Origin of the sequence: Paenibacillus sp. 2RAB27 (assembly GCF_052115445.1) — a bacterium.
GTDB lineage: Bacteria > Bacillota > Bacilli > Paenibacillales > NBRC-103111 > Paenibacillus_E.
Genome location: NZ_JBFRGR010000004.1, coordinates 14,158 through 28,344 on the forward strand (window position 1 = coordinate 14,158; position 14,187 = coordinate 28,344).

13 protein-coding genes are annotated in these 14,187 nt (G+C 38.9%); 7 read left to right on the forward strand and 6 right to left on the reverse strand.

Translation table 11 applies throughout. The annotated features are described in order from the left end of the window. Positions 1-100: 100 nt before the first annotated feature. Positions 101-610, forward strand: coding sequence for a hypothetical protein (locus AB4114_RS07350; RefSeq protein WP_441987866.1), 510 nt, complete (start codon positions 101-103; stop codon positions 608-610). Between the two features lie 477 nt (positions 611-1,087). Further along, complete coding sequence (locus AB4114_RS07355) at positions 1,088-1,468, forward strand: DinB family protein (protein ID WP_441987867.1); 381 nt, start codon at positions 1,088-1,090, stop codon at positions 1,466-1,468. Between the two features lie 428 nt (positions 1,469-1,896). On the opposite strand, the gene AB4114_RS07360 is transcribed toward AB4114_RS07355, so the two are convergent. Next, positions 1,897-2,400, reverse strand: a complete 504-nt coding sequence (locus AB4114_RS07360) for a C40 family peptidase (RefSeq protein ID WP_441987868.1) — start codon at positions 2,398-2,400, stop codon at positions 1,897-1,899. A 422-nt stretch (positions 2,401-2,822) separates the two neighbouring features. Between AB4114_RS07360 and AB4114_RS07365 the strand changes: the two genes are divergently transcribed. After that, the gene (locus tag AB4114_RS07365) at positions 2,823-3,263 is read left to right on the forward strand and encodes a hypothetical protein (protein WP_441987869.1); all 441 of its coding nucleotides are present in this window, start codon (positions 2,823-2,825) and stop codon (positions 3,261-3,263) included. Between the two features lie 474 nt (positions 3,264-3,737). On the opposite strand, the gene AB4114_RS07370 is transcribed toward AB4114_RS07365, so the two are convergent. After that, the gene (locus tag AB4114_RS07370; RefSeq protein WP_441987870.1) at positions 3,738-4,775 is read right to left on the reverse strand and encodes a DUF3231 family protein; all 1,038 of its coding nucleotides are present in this window, start codon (positions 4,773-4,775) and stop codon (positions 3,738-3,740) included. A gap of 323 nt (positions 4,776-5,098) precedes the next feature. Between AB4114_RS07370 and AB4114_RS07375 the strand changes: the two genes are divergently transcribed. Further along, complete coding sequence (locus AB4114_RS07375) at positions 5,099-5,548, forward strand: NUDIX hydrolase (protein WP_441987871.1); 450 nt, start codon at positions 5,099-5,101, stop codon at positions 5,546-5,548. A gap of 206 nt (positions 5,549-5,754) precedes the next feature. On the opposite strand, the gene AB4114_RS07380 is transcribed toward AB4114_RS07375, so the two are convergent. The 3 genes from AB4114_RS07380 to AB4114_RS07390 all read right to left on the reverse strand — a co-directional run bounded on the left by AB4114_RS07380 (position 5,755) and on the right by AB4114_RS07390 (position 9,445). Continuing rightward, positions 5,755-7,077, reverse strand: a complete 1,323-nt coding sequence (locus tag AB4114_RS07380; protein ID WP_441987872.1) for an IS4 family transposase — start codon at positions 7,075-7,077, stop codon at positions 5,755-5,757. Between the two features lie 432 nt (positions 7,078-7,509). After that, positions 7,510-8,655: an N-acetylglucosamine-6-phosphate deacetylase gene (nagA, locus tag AB4114_RS07385; RefSeq protein ID WP_441987873.1), complete on the reverse strand. Its 1,146-nt coding sequence runs from the start codon at positions 8,653-8,655 to the stop codon at positions 7,510-7,512. Continuing rightward, positions 8,645-9,445 (reverse strand): DeoR/GlpR family DNA-binding transcription regulator, encoded by an 801-nt coding sequence (locus AB4114_RS07390; RefSeq protein ID WP_441987874.1) that lies wholly within the window; start codon positions 9,443-9,445, stop codon positions 8,645-8,647. The genes nagA and AB4114_RS07390 overlap by 11 nt, the downstream gene beginning before the upstream one ends. A gap of 768 nt (positions 9,446-10,213) precedes the next feature. On the opposite strand from AB4114_RS07390, the gene AB4114_RS07395 reads away from it, so the two are divergent. Together AB4114_RS07395 and AB4114_RS07400 are read left to right on the forward strand one after the other, a co-directional pair. After that, positions 10,214-10,816: a stalk domain-containing protein gene (locus AB4114_RS07395; RefSeq protein WP_441987875.1), complete on the forward strand. Its 603-nt coding sequence runs from the start codon at positions 10,214-10,216 to the stop codon at positions 10,814-10,816. Between the two features lie 161 nt (positions 10,817-10,977). Continuing rightward, complete coding sequence (locus tag AB4114_RS07400; protein ID WP_441987876.1) at positions 10,978-11,484, forward strand: GrpB family protein; 507 nt, start codon at positions 10,978-10,980, stop codon at positions 11,482-11,484. Between the two features lie 39 nt (positions 11,485-11,523). On the opposite strand, the gene AB4114_RS07405 is transcribed toward AB4114_RS07400, so the two are convergent. After that, positions 11,524-12,429: a hypothetical protein gene (locus tag AB4114_RS07405; RefSeq protein ID WP_441987877.1), complete on the reverse strand. Its 906-nt coding sequence runs from the start codon at positions 12,427-12,429 to the stop codon at positions 11,524-11,526. Positions 12,430-12,683: 254 nt separating this feature from the next. Here AB4114_RS07405 and AB4114_RS07410 point away from each other — a divergent pair, with 254 nt between their 5' ends. Next, a complete protein-coding gene (locus tag AB4114_RS07410) occupies positions 12,684-13,730 on the forward strand; it encodes a hypothetical protein (protein ID WP_441987878.1) in 1,047 nt (348 codons plus the stop codon). Positions 13,731-14,187 lie beyond the last annotated feature (457 nt).

Here is a 14,187-nt window from a genome sequence, read left to right on the forward strand (position 1 = left end):
CTTCCAGTGTATGGAAACGTATAATAATTAGGTTATAAATGGAAAAAATTGATTGTATGTATAGTAGATGCTAATAATCATTAGTAAAGGTGGGCAATCAATGCAAGGAATTACCTTAAATATAATAAGCTTTTTTATTGGCAGTTTCCTTGTGCTGCGTTTGTTCAGTCCATGGGCGAAGACTTATTGGAAAAAGGAATTAATTATTGCCCTAATACAAGCAGTGGTTTTCACAATCGTTCTTGTCTCCATATCTCATCATAACAATAATAACACTAATAAATTTCCTTTAATCATCCATCTATTTGTAAAAAATACTACGGAATTAAACAGTCAACCAGGTATCATTCGCACTGGTATAGCAAGTGATCAAAATAAGAACTTAATAAAAGTGGGTATAGGTGTTGACCACACAAAAATAACAGACTATCGTCTAAAACAAGTCGTTGAATCTTATTTAAGTAATTCTGCGGCATTAACCAATGAACATGATTGGAAGAAATTACTGCTACCTTACACATTGATAATAGAAGACATCGGAGATGCCAATAGCGGTAGAATATTAGCTCAAAAAGAGTCTGGAAAGACAGATTTATTATGGTCAGAATAAATAAAAACAAAATAAAGAATTATGAGAAGTGTAAATACGATTCTTGTAGTATTATGGGAGTATTTTTAAGCTAACGGGAAACGATAGTTAAACAAACCTAAACAGACTGCCACGGGTAGCTTATTGTGCTGAATGGACACGTATCTCTAATAAGAAACCATAAAAGTATATGCAATTAGATAATTTATAGAGGTGTTAGAACACAAAATGATACGTTTAGTACAAGCATTTCTATTAATTTTAATAGTGTCACTTTCTGGATGTTTTATGGAGGATGATTCAAAAATGAAAATAAAAAAGAGTGAATTTAAAAACGTCGCACTAAGGTTTTTGAAATCCATACGCTAACTTGGGAACGATAGCGTGTCGATGGAACCGATCCATCGTTTGTTTTCTTTTCTGTGCGATCCACTCATCTATCGGGCAGTTGTCTTCAACTTACTATGTTATAATTTGGTAAACTAGTAGGAGAGAAATATGATGGATATATTGCGTTATCCGATTGGATCGTTCACAATGGTGCTGGAACCTACCGAAGAGCAACGAAAACAATTCATTGAATCAATTGATGGGCTGACTGATAAGCTTCGCCAAGCGGTTGAGGGTTTGAGTCTGGGTCAACTGAATACGCCTTACTGTCAAGGAGGATGGACTCCGCAACAAGTAGTTCATCATTTAGCCGATGCAGAAATGAATGCATATTTTCGATTTAAACGTGGTTTAACCGAAGTACATCCTATTGCTGGGACATTTCGGGAAGAACTGTGGGCAGAGTTGGACGACTGTAAGAACACACCGATCGAAACTGCAATAATACTTTTGGAAGCTCTTCACATCAGGTTTGTGACACTAAAATAAGTCGATTAAAGCCTTCGGACTTTAAAAGATTAGTTACGAGTCCAGCATACGGGGATATGACTTTAGATGAAGCTGTACAGAGGTTTTCCTGGCATGCACGACATTATATTGCCCAAATAACTGCTTTACGGGATCAAATGGGATGGTAAATTGTTTTTTTTACATTATTGCACTAACGAAAGAACGAGAGCTCAATTAGCAAAGTTGCCGTCCAGTAAAAGAAATAAAGCCTCGATTTAGACATTTTTAAAATTGAAAGAGACATGAAAAAATATTTGTGGCAGTAGACGATCTCATGTTTGTAAATTCGATCTTATTATGTCCTCACTGGTACATTATTATTAGATTAACATATAATAAACGAACTACTAATCTCAAAGAGATCAATAGTTCGTCAACTGTTCTGTGATAAAAAATTATTATTTTGACTATTTAATCACGCGTCGTGCTGTCATGTAGTGAGAATTCCAGTAGGAGTTAATCGTAGTAATTTTCACACCACCAGCACCATAAGTGTTTAACATTTTGTTATTTCCAAGATAAATGCCTACATGACCGACGCCTGGTCTGCCAGGGACGGAGAAGAATAGCAGGTCGCCTTTCTTCCAATTTTTTTTCGAAACATAACTACCGACTTTAGATTGCTGAGCAGCTGTCCGCGGTAGGCTAATGCCGTATTTTCCGAAAATGTATTTCATTAAAGTCGAGCAGTCGAAATTGCGTGTTTGTCCAACTTTAGCACCGAATTTATAAGGTGTGCCTAGATATTTTTTCCCTAAAGAAATAATACTATCAGCTTTCGTCGATGCGGTTATTGTAGCAGTAGCAGCTTGAGTAGGATTTGGACTACTGATTACCCCTCCTGAGATCGCAACGGTTGCTCCAATTGTCATAATTGCCAAGCGTTTGCTCCATTTATGATGTAATTTCATAGTTGTTGTCCTCCTCCTTGTTTTTGAGCGCTGTTTTCTTAGCTAAGCCTAGTATAGCAGAATGGAATTCTCCTATAATTTGCTAGAAGTGAAGAAAACCGTGGAGTTGGAGAGGACAAGCCCACTTTATTAGAAAACCATGAGAATCTCCTTTGAAAATTATTCTTGACAAGCTTAGATTAACAAAAAGCTTGATCTATCAACGGTTTTATTTAAGCTATCGTAGCGATAACGATAGTTAACAAGCAAGGGGTTATCGCGTGGTTGCTCTTAACCCCGCTAGCGGGTAGTTTAAGGGAGAGTTGCCGCGTTGCATGACGAACGGCTGCCTTTGCCACGAACGGGCAGGATAGTAATAACCACTGGCGTATTATTATGTAGATATAGTTGCTTGAAAATATACGAAAAGTATAGGAGTAATCATGAAATTTCAGATAATCTGGAATGCATTTTTTAACGTTAAGAATGAGGAAAAAGCAGTTCGCCTTATTAGTCAGATTGAAAATAGAACAGGTCACACAATTGTGTCGAAACAATTTGAAAGATCTAAGAGGGATCCATCACTTTTAGGAGCAACGTTTGTAAGTAAATTAAAAGATGATATGACTATGGAGGCAGCTGTTTTCCAAACACTTCAGATAATTAATATGCTCGGTACTGCCTGGACCGTCTACAGTCCTTCAATAACTAATGATCCTGAGAATCCATCACAGGTTCTGCTTTCTTTTGAAGGCTTCCACAACAAGCCAACATTTACTGGTCTGTCGTGGGTTCGATTCCAATTAGAAACGGACACGAAACACGAATATGGATGGGAGCATACCAGCGCTTACGGGACTTATTTTGTAAATCAGTTAGAATAACAAGTGTTTGTTAATCTTCAGAGATACCATCAGACGAGGTTAAGCTAACGGAGAACTTTAGTTCAATATGTTTGAGGTGAGGTATATGCTTGAAGAGATACTTTCAATTATTTTTGGTGTTGTAATATTCCTAGTTTTTATATTGAAATTAAGGAAGACAAATTTTCATGGAGAAATACATATTTGAATTAATCGGGAATAATTTCAAACAACTATATTTCCACTATATATATTTTACTAAGTAAAGTTTAGCGAAATAGTTGTTTGACATCAAAATTAGAATCATTCACAAAGCCTTTGTGAATGATTGGCTTGGTATAACGCGTTAAAAAAGTTAGGATACTTCTAAAATGGTAACAACCTAAGTTTTGTCATCGAGGATGTGTCGATTACCTATACCCGGCACAACAGACCAGTATCAAATTCTAGGAACCATCCAGTCGCGGATGGTTCTTTTCTAATTACCAATAACGATTATTTTTCAAACGCTAACTTATCTCTATTAACAGCAAAGGGTGGTTGCTCCATCCATCCGTTATCAATCAAAATTTTCGCTGCATCTTCAACAAATGATGAGATTTGCATTAATGACTTTGCATAGAGGACTCCCATATCATGTCTTCCGTTTACAGCCGCAGAATTTCCAAACGCTCTAATTTTCATTGAAAACATATCAATCTTATGAAATAACATTAACTTATCTGAAAATGGAGAAAACGTTGATGTTGTAACCAAATGATCAAGAAATGATGGTGAAGGTAGATTTTCATTATGTAGTTTTTCCATATATTGTTCAATGCTTTTATGAGTCAGATCCTTACCTTCTATAAACAATTTTCGAATCTTTTCCGATTTTACTACTTGGCTAAATGCCATGATTAATGCTTTGCTTGTTGCATTGTTTTCAATATTATCATATAAATGAGCAATTTCTAATGCGTGTAAAGGACGTACATGTCCCCAAAAACCATTTAAAAAACCATGATGAACAAATTCCACTTTATCTGGAACTGGAATAATAGGTGGTTTAATGATTAATCCTTTATTCATTAATATATCTTTGATTTGTCCCATCAAAGCCATGGTAGATTCCATAGAATAAATAAAAAACTCCTTTACATCTTTCCTATAAACAAGTGGTACGGCTACGTTATAAATACTCATTCCTGCTTTACATGCATATTTCAAGTAATGAACATAGTATACATCTTCAAACAAACGAGGAGCACCAAGGTTAACGTCTTCTTCTGAAAAACCGTTAGGAATTGGGAAGTTTTCTTTCTTAAAAATTTCTTTCGTTGTTTTCATGAACTCTACGCTTAATTTTAAAGCATTCTCTAATAAAGTCTTGATCTCTTCGTCTTCAACGTGTTGAAGATAAAAGCTTAATATACATTTTGACATGCTGTTTCCCATATATGTAGCCCAAAGTTTACCCATTTCTGCTGATGTTAGTTTTTCACTGATATTCGATTTAGTTGAACCAAGCTGAATGGGTTTAAGTATTTCCATGATAAAAACTCCCTAATTAAATTTTTGATTAGTATTTTCCTTCATTCGAAATCATATTCTTAACGCAACAATGAAATTGGACTGGAGTATTAGCCTGAGAAAAAAGGCAGCCGAATTGAAGGCAGGCCTTGTCTTATCTTGATGTTAATTGATCAAATGAAATAAAAAGCCGCCATTAAATTTAACCGTGTTAGGAGGTCGTGAAATGGCGTTTCCGACACATATTGTATCCGCAGGCGGAATTGTAGAAGATGGAAATGGAAATTAGTATATATATAGTTTAGTTTTAGTGGGCGACCAGATTGGAAAGGGGTGTTTTTGTATTGGGTTACATAATGGAATTAAGGAAGTTAGTTGGGTCAAGACCACTTATAATGACAGGTGCTTGCGTTTTATTGTGTAATAATCAACGACTATTATTACAACGTAGAACCGACAATGGTTTGTGGGGATTACCTGGTGGTTCTATGGAACCTGGAGAAAGTCTTGAGGAGGTTGCTAAGAGGGAACTCTTTGAGGAAACAGGGCTTGAAGCTAAGTGCCTTGAAATGTTTAGCGTCTTCTCTGGAAAAGATCTGTATTATAAATATCCTCATGGTGATGAAGTATATAATGTTGTTTCCGCTTATTTATGTTCCGACTTCGAAGGAACCCTTAAAAAAGACGGAGTCGAAGTGCAAGAATTAAGATTCTTTAGCTTTTCTGAAATTCCAAACGAATTATCGGCCCCAGACAAACCTGTAATTTATAAATTCCTCGAATCATTAACCTAACGGAAAACAATAGTTCAATATCAAAAGAGCTGCCGCGAGGCCAATGTCATTAAGTTACGCTCAAAAACTAGGATGAGAATAAAATTGTAATCTGGAACGGCATGGAATAAGCCCTGTGCCGTTTGTTTTTTTTGCAAGCAAGAAAAAACGCGCACAGCAAACAAAGCGGATGGAATATCCACTTAAAAAATTTTCATGGAGCCGAATTATGCTACTCTGTAGACGAAGCTAACAGCTGATTTATAACGGATTTTGCGCGTATTCTGCTGTCCTGGGCGGATGGGTCGAATTGGCAAAATGTTTTTGCAAATCAGTGCTTCAACATCGTGCGGGGGTTCATCGTCCCTTGAGCGCAGGAGATGTCTACAAACATGAACGGCAACCGTGAAATTGACTTGATAGTGGTGCCGTTTATCCATTTGGGAAATGACGACATGAGAGGTCATCATTTCAACAAAATTGTACATGATCAATCTTGCGAAAATTTCTTGGGTGATGGACTCTTGTTTCTTTGCATGAAAACTCGTCAACCCGACGGTGTATTTCAACGCTCTGAAAGAGGTTTCAATGCCCCAGCGCATGTTGTAAATGGACTTGAGCTCCTCGGGTGGGAAATCATCAGCAGAAAGATTCGTGATAACGGTTTCATAAGCTCCACTCGGCAGGACGAGACGAACAACCCGAAAGGAAATAGGGTAAAAAAAGTTCTCATGCAAATCTAAAAAATCAAAGGTAGACGAGGATGGGACGTATTTGTAAATCTCGGGATGAGCCTTGATCGCTTTTGTTTGTTTTTTGGTGAGTATCAGTTGAATGTTTCGATCAAACTCTCCGCCAGAGGGCAAACACAAGCCCGAAAGAATACCACTCGAATCCAAATCCTTTACTCTTATGACATAGTTCCATCCTTTGCGTTCAATATGCGCGAAATTATTGTAACTTTCATAACCTCGATCGGCAATAACAATGGTTTTGCCCTTGATGGGGGAACGGTCGACCATAGCAGCCAGAGCCTTTCCCTCGTTACGCAACCTTCGCGGTTGAACATTGGCATCTAAGTACAGTCTGTTGCAGAGGTCATAGGCTGCGTTCAAATGCAGAAGGTTATAGCCTTTCGTGTTGGGTTGACTTTGACAGTAAGTATCTCTGTCCGCAGGGTCCGTTGCGATATGCAAATCCGAACCGTCAATGGCAATTAATCGATACCCTCGGTAGTTCTTGATATCCGTATGCGATTGCGTAAATTTGTGAAACAAGCATTCCACAGCAGACGGCAGGATTTTATTTCTCTGCTGGACAAAAGCAGAAGTGGTTGCGGTATTTACGTCATAGCCTTGTGATTCCAAGATCTCCTTGTATATGCTGTTGCCACCCATGGAGATTAGGAGTTGCATGACCGTTTCAAAGGGAAGCTTTTTCTTTCGGGTAAAATCTTTCTCAGGGTTTTTGACATATGGTGCTGGTGTGGCTGACATTTCTCGTATAAGTGATGTCAGCGTTTGTTTTAGCGAATTTGCGTACTCATTCATTGGCGTAACCTCCTCGTTTTTCAAGGGGCTTCGCCACACATTTATACGTACTTGTCAAGTCTTACTTCTCTTCTTCGTGCAAAAAAAAGAACGGGCTATCTTTTCGATAACCTGCTCTTTTTCTTGATATTTGAACCCGCGCCTTAACTAAATGACATTGGCCGCGAGGCAGCTCTTTGCTTAACAAATTTATGAGTCATGGTAACCATATTCATTACATTGGGCATGGACTAGATTTAAAGTTGAATCTTTTGCAGCACCAGAGAAGGCAGTCGGTCATTTTTGGCTCGATTGCCTTTCCTTATGTTAATTGCAGGGGAATCTTATTTATCCACGAATAATCAATGTATGGAAAATTGTATTAATGTGAAGTATGCGTATTGGTAATCGAGGATTTCGATGATTCCTGCTTAGAGAGAATTTACTCAAACATTAGATGATATGCCCCTTAATCATTGTCCATTGCACTTGGAATTGTTCATTTAACAAGACAAGATCAGCGTCAAAGCCCGTGGAGATTCTGCCTCGGTTATCAAGGCTTAATATTCGTGCAGGTGTGGTTGAAGCCATTTGAACCGCGTCTTTTAAAGAAATGCCGGTTTCTACGGTTAGACGAAGTGCCTCATTCATCGTAACCGTACTGGAGGCTAAAGTCCCATCCTCTAGTCGAGCTACACCGTCGGAAACAGTAACATGATGTCCACCGAACACATAATTCCCATCACCTAGTCCCATGGCTTGCAAAGCATCTGTGATAAGTACCATGCCATCTGGTCCTTTCAGACGATGCATCATTCTAACGATCGCAGGATGCAAATGAATACCATCCACAATTGCTTGGAGGCTTACATGTTCTTCTTCAAAAGCGGCTACAACCAGACCGGGATCACGATGATGAATCGGACGCATGCCATTGAAACAATGCGTAACGTGACTCGCTCCGGCTTCAAAGGCTTGCTTTGCTTCCTCATATGTGGCATCCGAATGCGCAACCGCGATTATAATGCCATTTTCTTTCAGAAAAGAGATGAGCTCCATCCCGCCAGGTAATTCTGGGGCTATTGTAACCATCTTAATCAGTCCATCTGCTTCGTTAAAAATTTCTTTCATTTCAGTAAGATTCGGATGTCGTAAAAATCGTTCATTTTGCATACCTTTACGCTTCGGATTCAGGTACGGACCCTCTAGATGAAGCCCGGCAATTTTGGCCCCGACTTCACGCCCAATTACACGTTTCACACTACGAATCATGGCTAGTAATTCTTCAATTGTAGAGCTAACGGAGGTAACTAGAAATGAGGTGCAGCCCGTTTCAGCACAAGCACGCGAAACCTCCTGAATACTCGCCTCACTGCCATCCATCATATCGAACCCGTTAGCACCATGGATATGCACGTCGATCATACCAGGTATCAATAAATGTCCTTGTCCATCCATAAGTTCATATTCGCCCTCCGGAAGAGAAGAAAGACCACTTTCTAGCTTTTCAATAATTCCGTTTCTTATCCAAAGTGTGGCAGGTAGAACAAGGTCGTCTGGTTGGATCACGTTTACATTGTGCAAAATTTTAAGACTCATCTTTGTTATCCTCCTCGTATTTGTCATTCTCTTCACATTGAATAATCGCTATATTTTTATTATGGAGTACTTCTCTTATTTCGTTAGGCACCTCTTGATCGGTAATCAAAATATCCACAAAGTCAAAATCTAAACGATAAACCGATTTGCTTGTAAACTTCGTGAAATCAGCCACGACGATTACCTGATCCGATCTGCGGGCCATCTCTTTTTTTACAGAAACATCATCTTCGTAAGGAAAGTAAAGCCCATCAGTTCGTATAGATGTAGCGCCGATAAATGCCTTATCAGCTCTTAATTCTCTTAGTTTATCAATGACGGAAGGTCCATATAATAACCGATTTTTGGTATGTAAATAGCCACCTAGCACATATACTTGCAAATCTTCCCGTCCTGAGAGAATCCCTACAATGTCTATGGAATGTGTGACAACTGTAATATTTTTAGCTGAAATTTGTTCTGCTACAGACTGTACCGTAGTTGATACGTCTAAAATGACTGTTTCCCGATCTTGAACTAGTTTAGCTGCTATCTTCCCAATTTTACTTTTACTGTCTGTTTCGTCAATTAAACGTTCCTGATAGGAGGCAATTTCCTTCTTCAATTGAGGTAAAGCGACGCCTCCATGTGTACGAATAACGACCCCTTCTTGTACTAATTTAACAATATCTCTTCGGGCTGTATCCCTAGATACATCTAGAAGAGAGCAGATGTCCATAACACTCATCGCATGGTGTTCATTAATATAGTCGAGTATTTTCAGTAACCGTTCTTCTTGATACATCATCATCACCTCTTATAAGTAATATTATCATGAATTATAAGTTAATTAAAGATATTTTTAAGTATATTTAAGTATTTTAGTAATTCCCCTATTTCATTTGGCCAATTGATAGGCTTAATTTGTAATTGCCGTATATTAAAAGCTCTTCGAGCAAAGCATTCAATTCTATGGCTGTTGTGACACTTACCCTTATCCAGTAGTAGCCTTCTTCGCTTACGCGGTGCGCTTCAATGACATTATTGTTTTGTTGAACAAACGATTGAAAAGATTGTGTTAATGTTCAAAATTCATGAGCGTAGAACGAAATACGAGGTTTGAACAATAAAAAGGCTCCTTGGTATGATGTTAATGGATCTCAGTTGCTGGCGAGCGTCGGATCCAAAAACAAAACCAAGGAGACTACAACATGCATTCTACTCAGTTGTTCATGAGTTGGTTCCAGGAGATTTCAATGGAACAAGGGCTCCAAGACGTGACAATTATAGTGACTATGAGGATACTAGGGGAGATTTCGAAGAAGGTGAGTCAGGCAGTCAACCCTGAACCACCTAACCGTATCGATATTACTAGACCCACAGCTCGTAGCTGTGGGGTCTCCTTTTGTTATCCAAGGACTGTTTAATGGAATTATGTGGTAAAAAGTTTTGTAAAAGAATTGGAATGGTAAGAGCAACTTTTACTTCATCGTACCGTCTATAATTCGTAATGGTAAATAAAGGGAGTGTTTGAATTTTGGGATAGTTTGTTTAGGTCTAACTTAAGGAGTTGAGATTTTTGAGGAAATTTATTCTTGGAATAGTTGTAGGAATGTTTTTATCCATCTCTACTGCGGTGTTTGCTTCAGAATCAGTTCAAACATATTTGTTTCCAGCATTTTTCAATATCAATGGTCAAAATGTCCCTTTAGACGACAAAGAGTATGCGGTACTTAATTATCAAGGGCACGCTTACGTTCCTGTCCGATTTATAGCTGAACAGTTAGGGGCTTTTGTAGATTACACAGACCAAGGTATATACAAGGACATTATAATTAATCATTTCCCTTCAAATGTTCCCATACTTAAAGATGATAAATATGCCAATATTCACTTTGGTTTGCTCGACTTATACTTAGATGGCGGATATACGGGTATTCGAGGATTATTAGCTTTAGATCATGACAAAGATTCGATTACCGAACATGACATTGAGTTTAAATTGCATTTTTATGATGCGAACGATAAGCTGATTGGGACGGCATCAGGCACGTCCAAACCTGGTAGCTCTGACCAAAAGCAAACCATTAGCATGGGCGAAATTAAGTGTGTTTCGGCTGGCGAAGTTGGTGATTTCTCTAAATATGCAAAAGTGGATTTTGAAGTCACAGCCTATAAATAATCCTCGTTGGAGGCTAAGGATTTAAGTTCCGTGATGCTGATGTAACAAAAGATATGGGCGAAAATCAGTTTAAATAAGAAAAACTATTGGCGAAAAGGTTACATGTCTGAAATATTGAAGTTGCTTATATATCTAAGTAGGTACAGTCAGGAGGAGTTTGAATGAATTCCAGTCTTATAGTACGTGAATATGATCCTAGTTGGATTCAGTTGTTTGAACAGTTACGAGGCTTTGTACTTCCTGTTCTAAGCGATTTTGTAGTCACAATAGAACACGTTGGCAGTACATCCGTTCCGGGGTTAGCAGCGAAACCGATTATTGATATCGACGTGGTGGTGTCTACGCAGTCGGATGTTCTTACAGCTATTCAAAGGCTAGCTACCATTGGCTATGTTCATGAAGGCGATTTAGGAACTACGGGACGAGAGGCATTTATTCCTCCCGTCGATGTAACTTGGCATCACTTATACGTATGCACTATGGAAAACGCTGAATATAAGCGTCATATCCTCTTTCGAGATTATTTGAGAAATCATCCAGAGGATGCCAAGCAATATGGTGACTTAAAATCGGAACTCGCGCAACGATTCCAGAATGACCGTTTGGCATACACGAATGCTAAGGGGGACTTTGTGAGAGAGATATTACAACGTACGGGTTGGAAATGATGTCTATTACTGCTTCTTCAGAAACAACGCTTCGCTCTTTTAATGGACTCTCTCCAGTTTCTCTTGTGAATATCGATAACTCGTCAGAACGGAATCAAATCTTTCGTCATTAATGTAGAATTCGAAGAATGGCGGATCCAAGTTTTTGGAAATTTTGACGTATATTTTGCTTTTGTAATCGGAAAGACCAGCGGACCAGCTGCTCTCTTCTGCTAACGTATCGGCAAAGGCCGCACTTCGTTGAAGGTTGCCGTTATGCATATGGATGACCATTACGTCCGGCAACTGCAAATGCATGCCTTGAAACTCGAAGACGAATTCATTTTGTCCATCGGCGTCGAGGTCCTTAAAAGAGGGGCTGCCCCATTGATCAAAAGTATACCAAGCTTTTTGCGAGAAATCGTAGACGATGTAAAGCATGAGCCCCGGACCGTTCGCAGACAACTCAACCCCGCCTAAGAAATAATAATCCTTTGAACCGGACGAATATGTTTGGTTGAACACGACTGTGTTATTGACTGCTTCTTTATCTAGTAGATCGTGGGAAACGTTGTTAATCAGGTATGTTATTCCTTGCAGGTTCATTTCAATGTCCAACTGTTGCGGTAGAAGCGAAGCTTCGTCTTTCGGTTGTTGATAAACGGTCAACTCGATTGGCTTTCCTTGGAAAGCGCCAAACGAAAGGCTACGCACACTTGCCCATTCTGCTTGTGGCTTACCTACCTGTAACTGGCTCAGCTGAATAGGTTGAAAGGACAGATTTACTGTTTGAGGGAATGCCTCCGCAACAGGTGGAGCTGTGTTTGACAGCTGGTTAGGCTGAACCGATGCGACGTTCGGTTGGGGAGTGCTTGCAGGCTCGCGTACAGTTGCCTGATTGCCTGATGAGCAGGATGCAAGAAGTATGCTTAAACAAAGGATGACGAAAACAAGAAGCTTCTTCATGATTGGAACCACACCTTTACATATTTAGCATCCATTTTTCGTTTCTTTCCCAACAAATTAGACGACTCTTCAAAATAATAGTTGCATCGAAAATTATAAAGAATCTCTATGTTTCAATTTAATTAATCCTCAAATGCGGAATTAACTGAGTAAAGATTTTGTAAATTATATTTGTAATTAGAAATAATTGGTATAATTACCCAAGTGAAATTATTTAATAAATTCGAAATTTTATCAGAGAAAGGTGTATGTGCATGAAAAAGGCGGCTAAGTTTGCACTGGCGGTGTTAGTATTTTACGGTGGGTTCAGTTTTTTAAGCACCTCAGCTGCGGCGACAATCGATTTGATGTCAAATAGACAGTTGGTTGTTCTATCGGAGACGAAACTGCTAGATGACTATAGAAATCCAAATTCTATCGTAGGCTCGATTTCTGGTATGCAGATGGTAGAAGTGGCTTGTACTCTGAATGAACCGAACTGTTTAGCAAGCATCCTAGGTAAAGATTATATACGTATAAAAACCTGGATGGGAGAAAAATGGATCGAGGATGATAACAAAATTACTGCTGGCGGCTATTGGGAAAAAGATAGGGACATTACCCTTGTTGACGATATGAAGTTATATGACCAACCCGATGTCGGTATTTATTCCAAAGCCGAACCACCTAAAGATATAATATCACCACAAAAAGTGCATGTAACAGCCGTTTATAATTATTTATACAAAGGGGCTCATACAGGAAAGGCAATGTTGGAAGCTCCAATGTGGTATCGAATTTCTACTAAACAACAGGGGCAGAAGTGGATTGTTGATCCATTTATCCCTGAAGACTTTCAGCATGTGGAGAGATCAACTGACAGAGTCGTTAAAATGACTGGGAACGAATTGCTTTATGATCATCCCTATGAAGTTGAGGGAAAAGGAGTGAAAGCAACTCCTGGAATAGTTCAAGCGGTTGCAAGCTCCATTTTCAACATGAAGACTCAAATTTATGGATGGTTCAAGATTCAATTACAGGATGGAACTTTTAAATGGGTTAAATCGTTTCCCCTATTTGAATCTGAGAGTGGTCCGATAATGCAAACCGACTTAGATAATGAAAAGATCACCCTGCGAACCGCCACACGTTATTTCGACATCGACAGTGACGCAAGTATTAATTTACAAAATTGGCTACAGCCGGGAACATATGTAGCTGACAAAATAATGAAGGTTGGGCACGTATCCAAACCCCATTCGGTTGGAAAGTGGTCAATCTGGATAGAGCACCATTTGAACGACCACAAGGCATTACAATAACACAAGAGAAAGTAAAATTAACCTCAGAAACTAAAACCTACTATTTTCCACGAACAGGAGAAGTTCTCCATCAAGCAGGCACCTTCAAAGATCAGGAAGTCCTATCTTTTGAAAAGTGGATTTCCCCAGAGGGGGTCAATTGGTATCATATTTCAACTTATAGTGGCATCGTTTGGGTACCGGATAAACCGTTACAGGAATGAACAAAATACGGAAAGTAAAGCACAGGAATCTCGCAAAAAGTCGATTTTTGCAAAAGGTCATCGTGGATGATTGGATTCTTAGCTTTTAGGTTGATCAAAGAATTATTTGGAAGAGAAGAAGGTTACACAGATGGGAAGCAGTTGCTAGTGGGAAAATCGCCAACAACCTGTTTGAATCATATTTTAACAAGTAATTTCATTCTGAGATGCTATAAGTCTATATGCGTTTAAATAAAAAACAAAACACTGCGGTG

Coding starts and splice junctions, on each gene's coding strand:
- AB4114_RS07350 (WP_441987866.1), top strand. CDS start 101: ATGCAAGGAATTACCTTAAATATAATAAGCTTTTTTATTGGCAGTTTC.
- AB4114_RS07355 (WP_441987867.1), top strand. CDS start 1,088: ATGATGGATATATTGCGTTATCCGATTGGATCGTTCACAATGGTGCTG.
- AB4114_RS07360 (WP_441987868.1), bottom strand. CDS start 2,400: ATGAAATTACATCATAAATGGAGCAAACGCTTGGCAATTATGACAATT.
- AB4114_RS07365 (WP_441987869.1), top strand. CDS start 2,823: ATGAAATTTCAGATAATCTGGAATGCATTTTTTAACGTTAAGAATGAG.
- AB4114_RS07370 (WP_441987870.1), bottom strand. CDS start 4,775: ATGGAAATACTTAAACCCATTCAGCTTGGTTCAACTAAATCGAATATC.
- AB4114_RS07380 (WP_441987872.1), bottom strand. CDS start 7,077: ATGAATGAGTACGCAAATTCGCTAAAACAAACGCTGACATCACTTATA.
- nagA (WP_441987873.1), bottom strand. CDS start 8,655: ATGAGTCTTAAAATTTTGCACAATGTAAACGTGATCCAACCAGACGAC.
- AB4114_RS07390 (WP_441987874.1), bottom strand. CDS start 9,445: ATGATGATGTATCAAGAAGAACGGTTACTGAAAATACTCGACTATATT.
- AB4114_RS07400 (WP_441987876.1), top strand. CDS start 10,978: ATGAATTCCAGTCTTATAGTACGTGAATATGATCCTAGTTGGATTCAG.
- AB4114_RS07405 (WP_441987877.1), bottom strand. CDS start 12,429: ATGAAGAAGCTTCTTGTTTTCGTCATCCTTTGTTTAAGCATACTTCTT.
- AB4114_RS07410 (WP_441987878.1), top strand. CDS start 12,684: ATGAAAAAGGCGGCTAAGTTTGCACTGGCGGTGTTAGTATTTTACGGT.